The sequence below is a fragment of the Dyadobacter sp. CY323 genome, from assembly GCF_021390245.1.
Taxonomy (GTDB): Bacteria; Bacteroidota; Bacteroidia; order Cytophagales; family Spirosomataceae; genus Dyadobacter.
The window spans coordinates 490,302-509,481 of sequence record NZ_JAJUXH010000001.1; the positions used below are offsets into that span (position 1 = coordinate 490,302).

The 19,180-nt window shown below is 44.8% G+C and carries 16 protein-coding genes; 7 read left to right on the forward strand and 9 right to left on the reverse strand.

Annotation, left to right across the window (positions count from 1 at the left end; translation table 11 throughout):
- The first annotated feature begins 56 nt into the window (after positions 1 to 56).
- The 3 genes from LZG72_RS02150 (at position 57) to trxA (ending at position 4,848) form a co-directional block, all read left to right on the forward strand.
- Positions 57 to 728, forward strand: a complete 672-nt coding sequence (locus tag LZG72_RS02150; RefSeq protein WP_233866959.1) for a DUF2461 domain-containing protein — start codon at positions 57 to 59, stop codon at positions 726 to 728.
- A gap of 50 nt (positions 729 to 778) precedes the next feature.
- Positions 779 to 4,429, forward strand: coding sequence for a DNA polymerase III subunit alpha (gene dnaE, locus LZG72_RS02155; RefSeq protein WP_233866961.1), 3,651 nt, complete (start codon positions 779 to 781; stop codon positions 4,427 to 4,429).
- Positions 4,430 to 4,515: 86 nt separating this feature from the next.
- Positions 4,516 to 4,848 (forward strand): thioredoxin, encoded by a 333-nt coding sequence (gene trxA / locus LZG72_RS02160; RefSeq protein ID WP_233866963.1) that lies wholly within the window; start codon positions 4,516 to 4,518, stop codon positions 4,846 to 4,848.
- A 115-nt stretch (positions 4,849 to 4,963) separates the two neighbouring features.
- On the opposite strand, the gene LZG72_RS02165 is transcribed toward trxA, so the two are convergent.
- The 7 genes from LZG72_RS02165 to LZG72_RS02195 form a co-directional block, all read right to left on the reverse strand.
- Positions 4,964 to 5,842, reverse strand: a complete 879-nt coding sequence (locus LZG72_RS02165) for an aldose 1-epimerase family protein (RefSeq protein ID WP_233866964.1) — start codon at positions 5,840 to 5,842, stop codon at positions 4,964 to 4,966.
- A 2-nt stretch (positions 5,843 to 5,844) separates the two neighbouring features.
- Complete coding sequence (locus tag LZG72_RS02170; RefSeq protein ID WP_233866966.1) at positions 5,845 to 7,056, reverse strand: aspartate aminotransferase family protein; 1,212 nt, start codon at positions 7,054 to 7,056, stop codon at positions 5,845 to 5,847.
- 55 nt (positions 7,057 to 7,111) lie between these two features.
- Entirely contained in the window at positions 7,112 to 8,305 is a 1,194-nt protein-coding gene (locus LZG72_RS02175) for a hypothetical protein (protein WP_233866968.1), read from the reverse strand.
- Positions 8,298 to 9,143 (reverse strand): type 1 glutamine amidotransferase, encoded by an 846-nt coding sequence (locus LZG72_RS02180; RefSeq protein WP_233866970.1) that lies wholly within the window; start codon positions 9,141 to 9,143, stop codon positions 8,298 to 8,300. The genes LZG72_RS02175 and LZG72_RS02180 overlap by 8 nt, the downstream gene beginning before the upstream one ends.
- Positions 9,144 to 9,263: 120 nt before the next feature.
- Complete coding sequence (locus LZG72_RS02185; RefSeq protein ID WP_233866972.1) at positions 9,264 to 10,361, reverse strand: carboxylate-amine ligase; 1,098 nt, start codon at positions 10,359 to 10,361, stop codon at positions 9,264 to 9,266.
- 24 nt (positions 10,362 to 10,385) lie between these two features.
- On the reverse strand, positions 10,386 to 11,555 hold the full coding sequence (locus LZG72_RS02190; protein WP_233866974.1) for a RimK family alpha-L-glutamate ligase: 1,170 nt from the start codon (positions 11,553 to 11,555) through the stop codon (positions 10,386 to 10,388).
- Between the two features lie 26 nt (positions 11,556 to 11,581).
- Positions 11,582 to 12,289, reverse strand: coding sequence for an esterase family protein (locus tag LZG72_RS02195; RefSeq protein ID WP_233866976.1), 708 nt, complete (start codon positions 12,287 to 12,289; stop codon positions 11,582 to 11,584).
- 96 nt (positions 12,290 to 12,385) lie between these two features.
- Between LZG72_RS02195 and LZG72_RS02200 the strand changes: the two genes are divergently transcribed.
- The gene (locus LZG72_RS02200; protein ID WP_233866978.1) at positions 12,386 to 13,165 is read left to right on the forward strand and encodes an esterase family protein; all 780 of its coding nucleotides are present in this window, start codon (positions 12,386 to 12,388) and stop codon (positions 13,163 to 13,165) included.
- A 5-nt stretch (positions 13,166 to 13,170) separates the two neighbouring features.
- On the opposite strand, the gene LZG72_RS02205 is transcribed toward LZG72_RS02200, so the two are convergent.
- The gene (locus LZG72_RS02205; RefSeq protein WP_233866980.1) at positions 13,171 to 14,196 is read right to left on the reverse strand and encodes an acyl-CoA reductase; all 1,026 of its coding nucleotides are present in this window, start codon (positions 14,194 to 14,196) and stop codon (positions 13,171 to 13,173) included.
- Positions 14,197 to 14,324: 128 nt separating this feature from the next.
- On the opposite strand from LZG72_RS02205, the gene LZG72_RS02210 reads away from it, so the two are divergent.
- From LZG72_RS02210 to LZG72_RS02220, 3 genes are all read left to right on the forward strand, one after another.
- Positions 14,325 to 14,672: a 4Fe-4S binding protein gene (locus LZG72_RS02210; RefSeq protein WP_233866981.1), complete on the forward strand. Its 348-nt coding sequence runs from the start codon at positions 14,325 to 14,327 to the stop codon at positions 14,670 to 14,672.
- 345 nt (positions 14,673 to 15,017) lie between these two features.
- On the forward strand, positions 15,018 to 16,214 hold the full coding sequence (locus LZG72_RS02215; RefSeq protein WP_409017645.1) for a porin: 1,197 nt from the start codon (positions 15,018 to 15,020) through the stop codon (positions 16,212 to 16,214).
- 45 nt (positions 16,215 to 16,259) lie between these two features.
- Entirely contained in the window at positions 16,260 to 17,579 is a 1,320-nt protein-coding gene (locus LZG72_RS02220; protein ID WP_233866982.1) for an ammonium transporter, read from the forward strand.
- Between the two features lie 143 nt (positions 17,580 to 17,722).
- On the opposite strand, the gene mtaB is transcribed toward LZG72_RS02220, so the two are convergent.
- Positions 17,723 to 19,051: a tRNA (N(6)-L-threonylcarbamoyladenosine(37)-C(2))-methylthiotransferase MtaB gene (gene mtaB / locus LZG72_RS02225; protein WP_233866983.1), complete on the reverse strand. Its 1,329-nt coding sequence runs from the start codon at positions 19,049 to 19,051 to the stop codon at positions 17,723 to 17,725.
- Positions 19,052 to 19,180: the final 129 nt, after the last annotated feature.

The following is a 19,180-nucleotide window of genomic DNA, read 5'->3' on the forward strand; positions in this document are numbered from 1 at the left end:
TTAAATTGAATCACAAATCGTAGTAAATTTGATATTTATAGCTTCAAGAAAACGTAATGGATTTCAAAACACTTCACTTTCTCAGTCAATTAGCGGAAAATAATAACAGGGACTGGTTCCAGGAAAACAGAAAACTTTATGACGCGGCAAAAGCAGATATGGAAAGCCTGGTCGGTTACCTGATTGCGGAAGTAGGAAAGTTTCAGGATTTGGGAAATTTGCAGGTAAAAGAGTGTTTGCTTCGCATCAACCGGGATATCCGGTTCTCTAAAAATAAGGCTCCGTATAAAAATCACCTCAGCGCGGGAATCGGCCCGGGAGGTAAAAGCTCGGGAAAAATAGACTACTACCTCCATATTCAACCAAATGATCAGACATTTCTGGGAGGTGGAATGTGGGAAACTACTTCAGAACAAATCGCGAGGTTCCGTCAGGAGATCGATTATAATGCAGACGAACTGAAAGCCATCATCCAAGACAAGGAATTTCGCGGGTACTATCCTGAAATTAGTGGGGATACTCTGAAAACAGTGCCGAAAGGATATTCAAAAGAACATCCGGAGATCGAGCTTTTGAAACGAAAACAGCTTTTTTTTATACATCGCTACACAGATAAGGAAGTGGCATCCAAAGACTTTGGAAAAATGGTTTTAAAAGGTATCCAGCTGCTCAAACCTTTTACCGATTATATGAATTATGTACTATATGAACAGGTGACTGAGGAGTAAGGTGTTTTCAGTTTCTAAATAAGTCAGGATATCCTATTTAAAATTTCCCTATGCAATTTTCTCATCTGCACTGTCACACGCAATTTTCACTTCTCGACGGTGCTGCCGACATTAAAAAGCTTTTCAAAAAAGCCAAGGAAGACAATATGCCGGCGGTTGCGATCACAGATCACGGCAATATGTTCGGAGTGTTTGAGTTTGTTGCGGAAGGTAACAAGCAAGGCATTAAACCGATTGTCGGCTGCGAGTTTTATGTGGTGGAAGACAGGCACGTACGTCAATTTACCAAAGACAAAAAGGATGTCCGTTTTCACCAGCTGCTTCTTGCCAAAGATGAGATCGGGTATAAAAACCTGATTAAAATGTGCTCGCTGGGCTACATGGAAGGCATGTATGGTAAGTATCCGCGTATTGATAAAGAACTGATTGTCAAGTATCATCAGGGATTGATCGCTACAACCTGCTGCATCGGTGCTACCGTTCCGAAGACAATTTTAAGGCAAGGTGAAGAAGCCGGCGAGCGGGAATTTAAATGGTGGCTTGATCTGTTCGGCGACGATTTTTATGTTGAACTGCAACGTCATGACATCCGCGATCAATATATTGTAAATGAGGCATTGTTGAAGTTTGCGAGGAAATATAATGTAAAGGTTATTTGTTCAAATGACTCGCATTATGTGGATCAGGAGGATTGGAATGCACATGATATCCTGCTGTGTATCAATACCGGGGATAAACAAAGTACACCTTCCTCAAAAGATTTTGACGACGATAAAGGTATCCCGAAAGGATCACGGTTTGCCTTTTATAACGATCAGTTTTATTTCAAGAAGACCAGCGAAATGATGCAGTTGTTCCATGATTTGCCCGAATCGCTGGACAACACGAACGAAATTGTTGATAAGATCAAAACGCTGGATTTAAGAAAAGATATCCTGCTTCCCAATTTTCCGATTCCTGACGAATTCAAAACGCATACTTTGTCCGAAATGGCGGGTAAAAAGGAGTTGACGGCCGATGTCTTGAACCAGTGGGAATATTTGAAACACCTTTCATTTGTAGGTGCAAAGAAAAAATATGGTACGATCACGGCAGAAGTCGAGGACCGTCTGAACTTTGAGCTGAATGTGATCCGGAATATGGGTTTCCCCGGTTACTTCCTGATCGTCGCCGATTTTATCGAAGCTGGCAGAGAAATGGGCGTTTTTATTGGCCCCGGGCGTGGTTCGGCGGCTGGTTCCGTGGTAGCTTATGCGACAGGGATCACCAATATTGACCCGATCAAGTACGATCTGCTTTTCGAGCGTTTCCTGAATCCTGACCGTATTTCACTTCCTGATATTGATACGGATTTCGATGACGAGGGAAGACAGAAAGTGATTGATTATGTTGTTAAAAAGTATGGGTATAACCAGGTAGCTCAGATCGTTACGTATGGTACGATGGCGGCTAAATCAGCGATTAAAGACGTTGCCCGCGTAATGGACCTGCCACTTTCCGATGCCAATATGCTCGCCAAGCTGGTGCCCGATAAGCCAACTTATAACATGACCCTCAACCGGATTTTCACGGCGCCGCTGGAAGGTGAGGGGAGTTTGATGAAAAAGGAAGGAATTGCCCCGGAAGAACTGGATAATGTGAAGAAAATGCGCGCAATCGCATTGGGTAAGGATTTGCAGGCCAGTGTTTTACAGGAGGCAAGGCGGCTGGAAGGTACGGTGAGAAATACCGGTATACATGCGGCCGGGATCATCATTGCGCCAAGTGATTTGACGGAAATCATTCCGGTAAGTACTTCCAAAGACTCCGAGTTTTTGATCACCCAGTATCAGGGAAAGATCATTGAGGATGCCGGGGTTATTAAAATGGACTTTCTGGGGCTTCGAAACCTGACCATTATTAAGGAAGCCTTGCGGTTGATCAAACAAAATCATGACATTGACATTGTGATCGACGATGTGCCGCTGGATGATCCGAAGGTTTTTGAATTGTTCCAACGTGGAGACACGAATGCGATTTTCCAATTCGAATCCGATGGGATGAAAAAGCACATGCGCGACCTCATTCCCGACCGGTTTGAGCACCTTATCGCCATGAATGCATTGTACCGCCCGGGCCCGATTGCCTACATTCCAAACTTTATCCGAAGAAAGAATGGTCTGGAAGACATTACCTACGATTTGCCTGAGCTGGAAGAATATCTCGCTGATACCTATGGGATTACGGTGTATCAAGAACAGGTAATGCTTCTTTCACAAAAGCTGGCCGGCTTCACAAAAGGTCAGGCCGATACATTGCGTAAGGCAATGGGTAAGAAGCAGATCGAAACGCTGAACAAGCTGAAAGGCGATTTCATGAAAGGCGGCACGGAAAAGGGTCTGGATGCCAAAAAACTCGAGAAAATCTGGACAGACTGGGAGGCATTTGCATCTTACGCCTTTAATAAATCACACTCAACCTGTTACGCATTTGTAGCCTATCAGACGGCCTACTTGAAAGCACATTATCCGGGCGAATACATGGCGGCGGTATTGACGAGCTCGCTGGGTAACATCGATAAGATTACATTCTTTATGGAGGAATGTAAAAATCTGGGAATAACCGTTTTAGGCCCGGATATTAATGAATCCGACAGGCAATTTAACGTAAATAAAAAAGGCGAGATCCGGTTCGGGCTGGCGGGTGTAAAAGGAAGTGGCGATGCGGCGGTAGAATCCATTATTGAAGAGAGAAATTCCGGTGGACCATTTAAAGACATTTTCGATTTCATGACCCGAGTTAACCTCCGCACTGTTAATAAAAAGACGCTGGAGAGTTTGGGGTACGCGGGTGGTTTTGACTGTTTTACTGAATATCATCGCGCGCAATATTTTACAGCGGAGCAGGGTGAGCAGGGAACTTTTATCGAAAAGCTCATCCGGTATGCCAATAATTATCATGCTGAAAAATCATCGGCGCAGGCATCGTTATTTGGCTCGGCCAGTGGAGGTGATTCCACATTAGCCAAGCCCAAAGCAGCCGACATCTTGCCGTGGGACGATCTTGCAAAGCTGCGTTATGAGCAGGAAGTAGTCGGGTTCTACATTTCCGGGCATCCGCTGGATACGTTCCGGGTCGAGCTTGACAACTTTTGTAACTGTACCTTGGAAAAGGTAATGGAAATTGCGGAAGGTGAACGCGCGCCAAGATATTTTGGAAAAGAGATCACAGTAGCCGGGATTGTGACCAGTGCCCAGGAACGGATGTCCAGAAATGGCAGCAGTTTCATGATCTTCAAAATTGAAGATTATCAGGGAAATATGGAAATGTTGTTGGGAGGTGAGGATTATATCCGTTTTAAAAACTACCTGCAGGTCGGCCAGTTTTTGTATATTAAAGGAAAAGTACAGAACAGGTGGAAGCAGGAAGATCAGTTTGAATTTAAGATCAGCCAGATTTCACTATTGACAGAAGTGCGCGAGAAGATGTGCCGGAAAATTAAGATTAACCTCACATTGGATCAGATTGACGCACAATTCATTCATTTACTGAATGATACATTCAGTAGCCACCCGGGGGCTTGCTCGGTGAATATGACGGTAATTGATCCCGAAACCCATCTAGAAGTTGAAATGCTTTCGCGTGGCTACCGGGTTGCACCTACAAATGAACTGTTTAAAGTATTGAGCGGATTTCACGGGGTAAAATTCTCCTTAAACTGATTGGTATTAGCTCTTTTCCGGAACTTTTAGATGTGAATTTTCCTTATTATTTCAGATTTATAAAACAACATTAGACACTTTCTAACATGGGAAAAGCAGTTGAAATAACCGATAGCACCTTCGAGGAACTTATCCAAGGCGATAAACCGGTACTTGTAGATTTTTGGGCAGAGTGGTGTGGGCCTTGTAAAATGATCGGACCGGTTGTAGAGCAATTGGCTGGTGAATACGAGGGAAAAGCAGTAATTGGTAAAATGGATGTTGATATGAATTCATCTGTCCCAGCCAAATTCGGTATCCGCAGCATCCCGACATTGATGATCTTTAAAGGAGGACAATTGGTTGACAAAGTAGTGGGTGTTGTGCCTAAAACAACTTTGGAAGATAAATTGAATGCGCAGATTGAAGCGACTGTTTAAGTAAAGCTCCGATAGATAATTAGAATTGAAAAGTCCCGGAAACGGGACTTTTTTTGTGCGTGCCTTCGAAAAATGTGTAGCTGTCATCTGTATACACTTTTCAAAAATGCTCCGGCTATTCGTGGATTTCAATCGAATAACCGGCATTGAATTTTCCACCGGGTATTAATTTCAGTATCCCTTCCTTAGTTTCAAAATTCTGATCAGAATCGGCCGAATCAGCAATTCCAAGCCAAGGTTCAATGCAAACATAGTGTGCATTTGGTTTTGCCCAAATTCCCAAATAAGGAAAATCCTGGTAATGCACAGTGGTAACCTGACCTGATTTTGTACTTCGTAAACTTACTTGTTTCGATACTAAATGTTTGAATATCAATGCATCATTTTCAAAAAGATGCGAGTGCAAATGGAGGATATTCGTATGTTCCAGAACAGGTCGCGTTTCGCTGGTTACCAAACCGTCTTTGGACAAAAGCCAGGTGGCGTCGTTTTCAAGTGCCTCAAATTCAAGATAATAGTCCTCATAAACTTCACCTTCATGAAGCGGACATCTGAAAGCCGGATGTGCGCCGAGTGAAAACAGCATTTCTTCCGAACCATGATTGATCACCTCGTGACTTACGCGAATGTGTTGGCCGTCAAGCTGATACGTGATCAGGAACTCAAACTGAAACGGGTAAATCGCCAACGTTTCCTCACTGTATTTCAAACCAAAACTGAGACTGGATTCCGTTTGATCAGTTAGCTTCACATTTGCATTATTCCGTACGATCCCGTGACGCGGAACTGCATACTCATTTCCATTATACTTGACAAAACCATTTTTGATAGCGCCAATAACTGGAAATAATACGGGTGCATGACTGGCCCAAACATCGGGGTCCGCGTCCCACAGGTAATCTTTGCCAGTAACAGTGGATTGAATCCGGGACAGTTCCGCTCCGGTTTCGTTTACGGAAATTTTCAGATATTCATTTTGGATCGAATGGTACATAATTAAGAATTTAGGACTTCCAGAATGGTTGAACAAGCTTCGTGAATTTGATCTTCGGTAATGGTCAGGGGAGGAGCAATGCGCATGGCATTGTCGCAAAACAAAAACCAGTCGGTGACCACGCCTTTTTCAATGCAGCGGTCAATGGTGTCTTTCAATTTTTCAAAAGACTCCATTTCCGCGGCAAGCATGAGGCCCGCGCCTCTCACTTCTTTAATGGCCGGATGAACGAGCAGCGACTTGAACAAGTTACCTTTCTCGATCGACTTTGCAGCCAGATTTTCCTCAATAATTACATTCAAAGTAGCAAATGCGGATGCACAACTTACAGGATGGCCGCCAAAAGTGGTAATATGGCCCAAAATCGGGTTGGATTTTAGCACCTGCATAAGTTCGTGAGGAGCCATAAATGCGCCGATTGGCATTCCGCCTCCCATCCCTTTTGCACTCAGCAACACATCAGGATAAATCCCGAACTGCTCAAACGCCCAGAAACTTCCGGTACGCCCAAAACCCGTCTGGATTTCATCGATGATTAACAATGCGCCGGTTTCCGTGCAACGTTTCCGCAATGCGACAAGGTAATCTCCCGAGGGAACCCGAACGCCGGATTCGCCACCAATTACTTCAATAAAGACCGCAGCCGTTTTATTTGTAATTCTTTCAAGATCAGGAATGGATCCATGATTAATATGCTGAATTCCGGGCAGTAACGGCCGAAAATTTCTCTTAAAAAACTCTGCACCGGCCAGGCTCAATGCACCTTGGGTAGCTCCATGATAGGCATTAAAACAGGAAATAAACTCGTTTCTGCCCGTAAATCTTTTCGCCAGTTTCATTGAACCTTCAACCGCCTCAGTCCCGGAGTTCGTAAAATAAATATTGTTGATACGGCCATAGGGAGAAGGATTTGCCGAGGCCAAATCCAGGGTTTGCGACAGTGCTTTCGCCAGTTTTACCTGACTACCCTGTACATATTCCCCGTAAACAAGCAAATGCATGTGTTTTTCCAGCTGTTCATGAATGGCGGCGAGCACTTTTGGGTGGCGGTGACCAACATTACTGACAGCGATTCCGGAAATTAAATCCATGTAGGTTTTCCCATCGGGGCCATACATGTAAACGCCCTCGGCCCTTTCAATTTCCAGGGCGAGCGGGTAATCAGAGGTTTGAGCTAAATGGTCAAAGAAATGTTGCCGATGAGAAATGTGCATTCTAAATATTTAATACTAACTAAAAGTATTATTAAAATTAAAAGTAAAAAATCTGTTAAATCTCGAAGAAGCCGGCACTACCACCGACCCACGTAAAATCTTTGTTGAAGCGTACCCCAATCATCTCGCCGCGGCTCAATCTGCTCAAACTGATCAGCAGTTCCGGTTCAGCCGCATTATCCTCCCAGCCATACATCATCCTGATCTCGCATTTGATAAGTCCGTCGGGTGCCAGAATCACCGGTTCGTATTTTACTTTTCGTTGCAGAATGTAATTTTCGGGATCCTTCAAACTTTGGAGATCAGATTCCTGAATATTTAACTGCACGCCCGAGCCGGCAAAGGAGAAAAGTGGTTTTAAAACGTAGTTTTCCAGATCTGCGGGGAACATTCCGTCGTACTCGCTCACGAAACGTGTCTCCGGAACGTACCGGCTTTTCAAAAAAGGCATTGAAAATTTACTTATCCTGAAAAACCAGTTGGGATGACCAACCCAGGCAACATCCACTTCGTCGGTAAAACGATAGCTCGTTTTCAGATCCGGATAATTTTGTAAATCGTCAAAGATCAGTCGGTTATATATTCGTTTAACCTGAATTCTTCGACCATCTTTTTCATAAAAAAGCTTTTTTCCTTCGCGTATCAATTTCGTGTAACACACCGCCTTCACGCCCAGCATTGCTTCTGTTACGGCAAAGTCAATTCTCGTCTTTTGGAGCTCGGGATATATTTCCAGCAAAATTACCTGTTCGGGATCTTCACCGGCCAGAATCAGTTTCTTCAACTTCTCGATGTAGCCGGCTTCACTTCCGCCGTCCAGCACATATTCAAATCCATCGAGAATGTGAAAGTACTTTTTGAAGGATTCGGAAAGAAAAGACTGGTAACCGAATACGGATGGAAAACCTTGTAATTCAATTAACTGGGGTATCAGTTCGCCGGTTTCATCCTTACAGATCGCAAAATCAATCGCCAGAAAAGACGAATGAGCATTTTCCCCCGGTACGTTCTGGCCGGCAGGGACAGCGCGCTCCGTTTTTTCTTTAAAATCCGGTGAAAGTAATGTGGAAATAATCTCCCCGGACGCCTGCGCAATTTTGGTAATCAACTCCTTTGGAACAAAAACCGGCGTTTCTGCGACCCGAAAATCCAGCTGACCAGGAAAAGTGTGCTGCATGGAGGTCACAAATTCCTGGTATTTCTCCTCTGTAAATGACTGATTGAAAGCTTCGCGGGCTTGCTTATGCATAGGCCAAAGGGAACGTTTTATTCAAAGCGGTTTTTAGAAATGTCGGAATAATCGTCAGTTCGGTCATGGAGATTTTATCCGGATCGTTCAAATGCGCGATCATATCATTGTATTTCGCTTCTCCGTGTGCCGCGATGATGCTGGTTTTTTTATCCTCACGCAAAAAATATCGAAGCATGCCTTCCGCATCAGCCTCGGGATGAAATTGTGTACCGATAACTTCATTCGAAAACCGGATCGCCATTACAGCTCTCTCCAAAGGCACATGTGGCCGTATTTTTTCGAGGCAAAGCAGTTTAGCGCCCAACTGATCAAACATGTACTGGTTAGGCTGAGTTACCTGAAAGTCTCTGGAATCTACAATCCAGAATGGATCGCTCAATGCAGCCAGCACAGGATCTTTGCGTCCCAGGCTTGTCTTGTGGACAGGAAATGTACCGAAAGAGGTTTTTCGTCTTTTGCTCACACCGGCCAGTTGCCAGTGAATACAGGCCATTTGAAAGGAATGGCATATCAGGAACAAATGCTTTTTCGTACGGTTCTGACGATTTGCATTAAACTTCAATACCTGGTCGAGAAACCCGAAAAACTTTTTCTCCCACGGTTCTCCAACGGGTGAAGGATTTCCGGGGCCGCCGGTTGAGATATATGCGTCGAAATCATCCAGTCGGGGAACTTCCAGCTTTTGACGGACGTCAAAAACGGTGAGATCAACGGTGACGGATTCGTTTTCGCCAAAGTTGGTGATGATCTTCTTAATGCAACGCATTCCTTCGTTGTCGAGACCGTCGTACATGTCCAGAATGGCAATCCGGAAATGTCTGAAGTTAGGTGTCATTTTCTTTTGCTTTTAGCTGTCAGCCTTCGGCTTTCCGCTTTTTTAATTAGTAGGTAGTTTAATAACAACCTCAGTCTCTAATAGTTCTGTTCTGAGACGATCGTTTTGGCGATTGCTTTTTTAAAGACCGATTTTGGTTTCTTGTACAATGTAATCCACCACGGCGCTCAAACTGCCGGTTTGTTCGAAAACAGCGAGCTGGCGATCAGCGCCCGAGCCCATTTCCAGGATCTGGTGAATGTAGTCGATCTCTTTCCGGCTATCCAGTTCATCGACCACGTCGTCGATAAATTCAAGTAGTTCAGCTACAAGCAATTTGTATTCGACTTCTTCTTGTTTTCCAAAATCAATGAGCTTTCCCTGAATGCCATAACGTGCGGCGCGCCATTTGTTTTCATTGATCAACATGCGGTGGTAGGGCCTGAAACTCAGATTGCTCCGATGCAGTTTGTGGATCTTGGCGACCAATGCTTGCATAATGGCGGCGAGGCAGATCGTCTCGTCGGTGCGCATCGGTACGTCGCACATGCGGAACTCGATGGTGTTAAAAAACGGGTGAACACGAATGTCCCACCAGATTTTCTTCCCATTATCAATGCATTTAGTCTTAACCAAAAGCGCCACATATTCGTCGTACTCAGACGCACTGGAGAAGAAATCGGGGATTCCTGTTCTTGGAAATTTGTCAAAAACTTTGGACCGATATGACTTAAAACCGGTATTCCGACCGCACCAGAAAGGTGAATTTGTTGATAATGCATAGATATGCGGCAAAAAGTAGCGCACTGCATTCATGATCTCGATTCCCTCATTCCGGTTTTCGATGCCTACATGCACATGTAGACCAAAAATCAGGTTACCCCGCGCCACGTCACGCATTTCGTCTATAATTTCGTCGTAACGCGGATCGGGCGTTATGAGCTGGTCCACCCAGTCCGCAAATGGATGGGTCCCGGCGGCAGCGACTTGTAAATCCTGCTTTTCGGCCAGGTCCAGGATCATTTTTCGAAGGTAGGTTACTTCCTCCCGCGCCTCCTGAATATTATGGCAGATATTCGTACCTACTTCCACCACAGCCTGGTGCATTTCGGCCTTTACACGTTCTTTTAATGTAATTTTCCCATCTTCGACAAGCTTCGACATGTGCGAGCGGAGATTGCGGGTAACGGGATCGATGGTTTGAAATTCTTCCTCTATCCCAAGTGTGAAAGTGGCCATATAGTGAGTGCTAATCAGGATTTGTTAAGATTTTTTGATTTTGGAGTTCTTGGCAGGCGCTTTGGTTACTGCCGCTTTATTGGTCGGGATCACCGGTTCCGGTTCAGCGACTGGGGCCTTCGCTTCAACCGGCTTCGCAGCTTTTTTCGGTGCCACCACTTTTACCTTCACCTCTTTTGCCGGATCTGCCGGCGTGGCAGCGACCGGAGTTTCGATCGGCGGCGATGGGGCGCCTGCGGCGGATGCGGCTATTGCATTGTTTATAAATGTACCCCAGGTCAGGTTGACTTGTCCCGGAACCTGTTTTTGAGCCCGTTCTATTGCCATATTTGCCGCCGCTTCCACGACCCACTCAAAATTGTCGCGACCCACTGAATAAATGTCCGCGTCCGGGGCCGGGTTACAAAAATCGATTGCTATCGGAATGCCGTCACGAACTGCAAATTCAACCGTATTGAAGTCGTAGCCCAGCGCTACATTCAGTTTCAAAGTGTAATCTTTGATAGTCTCCAATAACTTTTCTCGCTCCTCGCCGGTCGCTTTCAGCTCGGAGGCGTAACGCAAATGGTGTGGGTTGCGGGGCTCATATGGCATGATCAGCACATCTTTTTGGCCAATGCAATAGCAGCGAACGTAATCATCGAATTCGATTTCTTCCTGCAGCATCATCACCAATTGGCCCGTTTCTTCGTGTTTGTACCACATATCCTGCGGATTAACCACCTTATAAACACTTTTCCACCCGCCACCATCATGTGGTTTCATGTATGCCGGAAAACCGATGTATTCAAAAATTTCCTCCCAGGCCATTGGAAAAGCAAGGTTCCGGAAAGAAGTTTCCGAGGTATTTTCAGGACGTTCTTTTGATGGTAGTAAAACTGTTTTTGGGACTGGGACTCCGATTTTTTCAGCCAATGCATTGTTGAAAAACTTTTCATCGGCACTCCACCAGAATGGGTTATTGATTACCGCCGTGCCGGATAACGCGGCGTTTTTAAGAAATGCCCTGTAAAAAGGGACATCCTGCGAAATGCGGTCAATAATGACGGCATATTCGGTAGGAGCAGCTTGCACTACTTTATCTATGCTGACAGCTTCGGCTATAATTCCGTCGATGCCTTTACTGTTAACACGCTCTATAAATGCATTCGGGAAGGTATTTTCCATCCCAAACAAAATCCCGATTTTTTTCATGTTGAAGTTTTCGCTTTGTTTTTAGTTTATAAAATTCTGGAAAGGTAGTCCGGGAACATTTTGGTCCAGAGCGGCCAGTCGTGTTTTTCCCATCCGCGAATATCGAGCCAGTGATCGATTCCTTTTGTATTCAAAATGTCCGACATCTTTACATTACTGTCCAGGCAAATGTCCCATTCGGAAGTCCCCAAGACGATTTTCATGTGACCGAAACGCCAGGCTTGTTCGTTCGGCATGTAGTCGATCGGGTTATTGAAATACACCGTATCGTCGTAAAAGCCATCGGTAAAACTCCGGATGTCGAAAGCGCCGCTCATGCTGACCAGGTATGCGACTTGTTCAGGATGTTTAAATGCAAAATTCGTTGCGTGAAACCCGCCGAAGCTGCATCCCGCCACGCCTATTTTGCCCACATTGCATTCATTCCTTATAAATGGTACCAATTCGTTATTCAGGAATTTGTCATACTGAATATGGTTCAGCACGCGGTATTGCGGGTTCATGTGCTTTGCATACCACGACTCGGCATCAATGGAATCCACACAATAGACTTTGTATTTACCCGATTCGACGAGACCGCGGATGGATTCCATTAGTCCCATATCCTTAGCCTGATAGTAATGTCCAAGCGTGGTCGGGAAGAGCAGGATAGGGTAGCCCCAGTTACCAAAAACCAACAAGTCAATGTCCCGATCGAGGTGATGAGAATAATATTTTATATGGTTCTCTTCCAATGGAGGCGGTTTTATTTGATAAATGAAATATACAAAACAATTCATAGGAAGCAAATTAATAACTTGCGGGTTGAATTTCAGAAAATCAACAGGCAAGTGAGTTTGATCAGGTCCATTTTATCCGCATTTCTGCACCGGGAAGTCACATTATCTGTTTTGCTTCCAATCGATTACAATCCCTCCGAAACCTATCCTTTGCAGCTTTTCAATGACGGTCAGGACTTTGACGCATTAATGCTTGCTGATACATTAAAAACTTTACAGTCGACTCAGCAGATCGCTCAGGCCGTGGTGGTAGGCATTCACGCCAACTCCGACAGGATCTCTGAATATGGCGTGGCAGCCAAGCCTGACTATGCCGGGCGTGGCGACAAAGCACATGCAACCACTGCATTTGTGTTGAGAGAATTGCTGCCATTTTTAAAGCAGGAATACCATGTGGCTACTACGGGCATTACGTTTGCGGGTTTTTCTTTGGGTGGGTTAATGGCGCTGGATGTGGTTTGGAACCATCCTCAGATTTTTACAAATGCAGGTGTGTTTTCAGGTGCATTGTGGTGGAGGCAGAAAGCGTTGACAGACGGTTACAGCGATTCCGATCGCATTATGCATAACCAGATCCGGAATTCAGATGCAAAGCCCGGGCTGAAATTCTGGTTTCAATGTGGTACGCTCGACGAGCACGACGACCGGGATGGCGACGGTGTGATCGACTCCATTCAGGATACGCTGGAATGTATTTCCGCACTGGAGCGAAAAGGATATGGGTGGGGAAAAGATGTATTTTACACCGAAATACCTAACGGTCATCACAATCCTGAAACCTGGTCCGCTATTCTTCCCGAATTCCTGAAATGGGCTTCAAAAGTCTCCTGAAAGACTTATTGATCGAGATTTGCAAGAAATTGCATGGTGTCCACCCCATCCGCATAATCAAAAAGCCCCGGTTTCTGAGCCTCGCCAAAAGAAAGTGAGCCAGGTACTTGCCCCTCTCCGGAGATCACACACTGGATCTTTTCTGCATTAGCTTCCAGTTGCGTTTGCAGCGCTTCTGAATCCGTATAGGTTTCATAATGCAGTACACTGATCGGTGACACAAGTGCCGGACTTTCCGTGATCATCAGAAATCCATTATCGAAGTGCGGGACGCGGTTAATCAGAAAAATGGACTTATTGTACTCGTAGTTATTGAAGTATTTGTGGTTATGCAAAAAACGCGTGTCCATGAACTGAATGGATTCGTAGAACTTGGTAAAATCATATCCGGCCGGGACGAAAACCTTTGAAACATTCCGGCAGCCAAGCCCAAAATACTGGAGTACATCGGTGCCCAGCCCCATCAGTTCTTCTGCGGATTCATTGCCTGTCAGTACGGCAACGGATGTCCGGTTTTTACGGATAATGTTCGGTTTTTTGGCAAAATAATAATGAAAATAACGTGCAGTATTATCACTTCCTGTGGCGATGTAGGCGTCAGCATCATTGAGACGGTCCACAAACTGAATGCTAGAGGCGAATCCGGGTTCAATGTTTACTAACTCTTTTAATAATGCAGAAATCAGCACCTGATCATCGGAACTGGGTTTTGCAAGTAAGATATGCCCGCTCATGAGCACACTCATCGCATCCTGAAAACCGACCGCCGGAATGTTGCCTGCCATTACTACGCCGATCTTTTTAGGCAGTAGAGGTTCTGGATAGTGATCCGCCCAATTACGGAGATTGGCTGGGTCCAAAAATACGGTTGCGATTGCATCCAGCGATTTTCTTACGTTTTCTGGAGTAAACCAATTGTTCCGGCTGTTGGCCAGTTCTACCCATTCCTGGATTACTTCCTTATTTTGAAGGTCAGTGATAAATTTGCCAAGATTTATAAAAGCATCAACCCGCTGGATCCTTGATATCATTCTTAATCAACTATATATCGTATAACAACACTGTCCTTATTATTTTTCTGATTGTCGGGAAACTATAAATAGTTATATTTGTTACTCTAAACAGAAGAATAGCAACAAATATAAACAATCCGGCGACTATGGCTATAATGATAACCGATGAATGCATAAATTGTGGGGCATGCGAGCCAGAATGCCCGAATACTGCAATTTATGAAGGAGGGGTGGAATGGACCTGGGGTGATGGAACAAGCCTGGACGAGGTCGATTTTGGTGATGGTACCGTCGTTAGCGGGAAAGAAAAACAGTCACCCGTTTCAGACGAATTTTACTATATCGTATCGGACAAATGCACCGAATGTGTAGGCTTTCATGAGGAACCTCAATGTGCGGCAGTTTGCCCGGTAGATTGCTGCGTTCCTGATCCGGAAAACGAGGAAGAAGAAGAAACATTGTTAGCTAAGAAAGCCTGGATGCACGGCGAATAAGAGCTGCTTACCAAATAAGATTTTGAAGCCCTGCGAAAGCGGGGCTTTTTTTGTGCCCAACCTTACTAAAAATGTCATTATAATAATAAATTCCTTCACAGCAACATTTAACATATAAATAGAATATTTTGTTAAAGCTAACTAATGCAGAATTTAAATTTTGATTCAAATATTCACATTTGCTCGTTTTTATGTTTAAAATCTAATAAAAAAGAGTACAAAAGAACGAATATTGGATTTTTTCATATAAATTCTTAGGATTATATTTGATAAATATAATTTTAGAATCATATTTGACTCATAATTCCTGCCGGAGAGTAATATAAACTTAAACAGAATATAATTATGAAAAAAGTCTATTACACAGTATTATCTTTGATGGTTCCTTTTTTGGGTTTTGCGAAGTCTGGCGAGGAGAAAAAGGCCGTTAAAGCTGATACGACAATTGTTATGGAAGCTGATGACGATGATGCAAAGGGTGCTTTTGCCTTTTCCGGTTATCTTGATTCCTATTACATGGCCAATTTCAACAAGCCTGTATCCCGTTCGAACATGGGTGCATCCAATGCGCGGGTATTTGATCAGAAGTCAGGACAGTTTTCATTGGGCTTGGTTCAGACAAAAGTGGTTTACACCAACAGTAAATCCGAAGCAGTAGTAGATTTGACATTCGGCCCCAACGCCAACATGGGGAATTACGGAAACGCATTGTTCAGCACCGCACTTGCTATTAAACAAGCTTACTTCACTTACAACTTCACAGATAAGTTTTCAATGACCGCAGGCCAGTTCGGAACCAATATCGGTTACGAGGTGATCGACGCCCCGGCCAACTTCAACTATTCGTTATCCAACCTTTTTAACAACGGTCCATTTTACCACGCCGGTTTGAAAGGAACTTACGCGTTCTCGGACAAAGCTTCCTTAATGGTAGGTGTTGTCAACAACGTGGATGGATTGGGTGATAACAACCGCGCGAAAGGGATCATCAGCCAGTTGTACTTCCAGCCGGTTTCTAACTGGAACGTGTATCTGAATTATATTGGAAGCAATGAAGCAAATACGGACAGTTTAGGAAAACAGCCGGAAGGACTTTACCAGGTTTTTGACCTTACTACCAGCTTTCAGATTACTGAGAAATTTCTTCTCGGACTTAACGCCGCATACGGAAGCCAAAAAGGAGATTATCAGGGAGCTGGCGGACCGGTGGATTCGGAATCATGGAGCGGAGTTGCAGTGTATGCAAATACTGCTTTGACCGACAACTTCGGAATCGGGGCGCGTTACGAATATTTCAATAACGATAACGGTGTACGTGGCTTGCTGACCCGGGCAGGTATGGGCACGAAAGTGAACTCTGTGACACTTACAGGTAACATCAGCCTGGCCGACGGACATATCCTGGTTAAACCGGAGTTTCGCCTGGATGCTTATCCAAAAGTTTCAGGAGTGGGCGAGGAGCAGCAGTTCCAGGATTCAGAAGGCGGCTGGACTAAAAACAGCCAGACCACTTTCGGAGTAGCATTTATTTACAAATTCTAATTACATCACCAATACCTTCTTAATCTATAAATAACAATTACTACAATGGAAAAACGTAATTTCATCCCACTGATTATCCTTCTGGTGATCAGCATCCTCGGCGCCTTTATTCCAAACGTACCAACACAAATCGTCACTGAAGGTGTGAATGGAGGAGACACGGCGTGGCTGCTTGTCGCTTCTGCATTGGTTCTATTGATGACTCCGGGCCTTGCCTATTTTTACGGGGGTATGGTTAACAACAAAAATGTAATTTCCACGATGCTCCAGAGCTTTATCGCAATGGGTGTGATCAGCGTATTGTGGGTTGTTGTAGGTTTTAGTATCGCATTTGGTGACGATATCGGTGGGTTTATCGGAAATCCGATGACGCACTTTATGTTCAAAGGCGTATTGGACGGTCCGCTTTGGGGAACGATTCCTTTCGCTCTATTTGCCATGTTCCAAATGAAATTCGCGGTGATTACGCCGGCCCTCGTTACAGGTTCAATGGCCGAGCGCGTCAATTTCCGTTCATACGTATTGTTTATCATCCTTTTCTGCATCTTCATCTACGCACCTTTGGCGCACATGACATGGCATGCAGACGGTATCCTTTTCAAAATGGGTGTACTTGACTTTGCCGGCGGAACGGTGGTTCACATGTCTGCGGGATGGGCTGCACTTGCTGGTGCCCTTTATCTGAAAAGACGCAAGTCGCTTTTGCAAGATCATGTATTGCCGCCTGCAAACATTCCTTTCGTTCTTCTGGGAACAGGTTTACTTTGGTTCGGATGGTTTGGATTTAATGCGGGTTCTGCGCTTGCAGCCAATCCACTCGCGGTTTCTGCATTTGCTACTACCAACACGGCTGCCGGTGCTGCCGGTCTTGCTTGGGTTCTTTTCGACGCTGCCAAAGGTAAAAAAGTATCTGCATTAGGATTTTGTATCGGTGCGGTTGTAGGTCTTGTAGCCATTACGCCTGCTGCCGGTTTCGTAACCGTCCCTGCTGCTCTTTTCATTGGAACCGTCGCTTCCATTATCTCTAACTACGTAGCACATCTTCGCACCCGTTCTACTTTGGACGATACACTTGACGTATTCCCTTGCCACGGCGTAGGTGGTATGGTAGGTATGTTAATGACCGGTATCTTCGCTACAAGCGGTGTTAACTCACTGGTAGTGGATCAAGGTCTTGCATTCGGAGAAACTACCTTGTTCATCAACCATGTGATTGCGCTGATAGGTGTATCTGTATTTGCTTTCGCTGGTTCGTTCCTGCTTCTTAAGGTTACCGACCTTATCCTGCCACTTCGCGTGTCTGAGTCGGACGAGGCTGCTGGTCTTGATGTAAGTCAGCACGATGAATTCCTGGTTGAGGCTTAATTTGCTCAACGTTATATATAAACAGAAAGCCCCGGAAATTTTCCGGGGCTTTCTTGTATTCGGTGCCGTCGTTGGTGTTGTCACCAACGACCCTGTGCCGTCGTTGGTGACAACACCAACGACACCCTCCCCACCAAGCAAGATCAGTGAACGTAAAGTATTTCTTCCAGTTCCGTTACTTCCATAAATCCGGCTTCATTAATATGATCGTAACGGATTTCTTTTGTTTCGTTGATTAACAGGGGATCGTATTTGACAGCGACGCGAATGTAGTTTTCTGTAAAACCAAGCATTTGGCCGTTTTGAATTTCATCTTCAAAAAGCACAGTCTCTGTTTTACCAATTTGTGCCTCATAAAAAGACCTTTTCTTCTTCTCTGAAAGAATATGCAGCATTTTAGAGCGTTCTGCCCGTTCGCTTTTTGGGACAACCGGCCTGATTGCCAGCGCGGTTGTATTTTCTCTTTCGGAGTATGTAAATACGTGCAGGTACGAAATGTCCAGCTCGTTTAAAAACTGGTAACTTTCTTCAAAAAGCGCTCTCGTTTCGCCCGGATGTCCGACAATTACATCCACGCCGATACAGCAATCGGGCATCAAAGATTTGATTTTTGCGACCCTTTCGGCGTATAATTCTCTTTTATACCTTCTTTTCATCAATCCTAAAACCTTATTGGAACCGGATTGAAGAGGAATATGAAAATGTGGGACAAACCTTTTTGATCGTGATACAAACTCAATGATCTCGTCGGTCAGCAGATTTGGCTCAATGGACGAAATCCGGAACCTGGAAATGCCTTCTACTTCATCTAATGCTTTGACCAGATCGAGAAATGTTTCGTTTCTTTCCCCATTTTGCAAACCAAAGTCGCCGATATTAACGCCCGTCAAAACGATTTCTTTGACGTCCCGCGCCGCGATCTCATGTGCAGCTTTTACAATGTTAGCGATGGTATCTGAGCGGCTTTTACCTCTCGCCAATGGAATGGTACAGTATGCGCACGGATAGTCGCACCCATCCTGAACTTTCAGAAACGTACGCGTGCGGTCATTCAGCGAATAAGATGTATGGTACTCAACAGCCTGGTCAATATGCGAGGCGATCACCTGCGCGAACTGGCCGGTTTGCGTCTTTTCAAATGTATCAATGAGGTCAACCAGCCTGAACTTTTCTGCTGCGCCGAGTACTGCGTCCACACCGGGTATTTCAGAGATTTCCTGCGGTTTCAGTTGTGCGTAGCAACCAATAATGGCCACAAATCCATCCGGATTGATCTTTTGCGCCTCGCGGACAATCTTGCGGCATTTTTTGTCCGCATTTTCAGTGACGGAACAGGTGTTGATGATGAATATGTCAGGATTCTCATTGAACTCAACCCGCGAATGTCCTTTTGCCTCGAACATACGGGCAATGGAAGAACTTTCCGAGTAGTTCAGTTTACATCCTAATGTATAAAAAGCGACCTTTTTCATTTTTTCAAAATATCCCGCAAAAATAAGAAATTTTGGCAGGCTATCGGCTATCGGCCGTCAGCAATGTACCGTCAAATAAAGTGCGATATCAAACATTAGAGCTAACCCTTGCAGACTGCTGATAGCCGG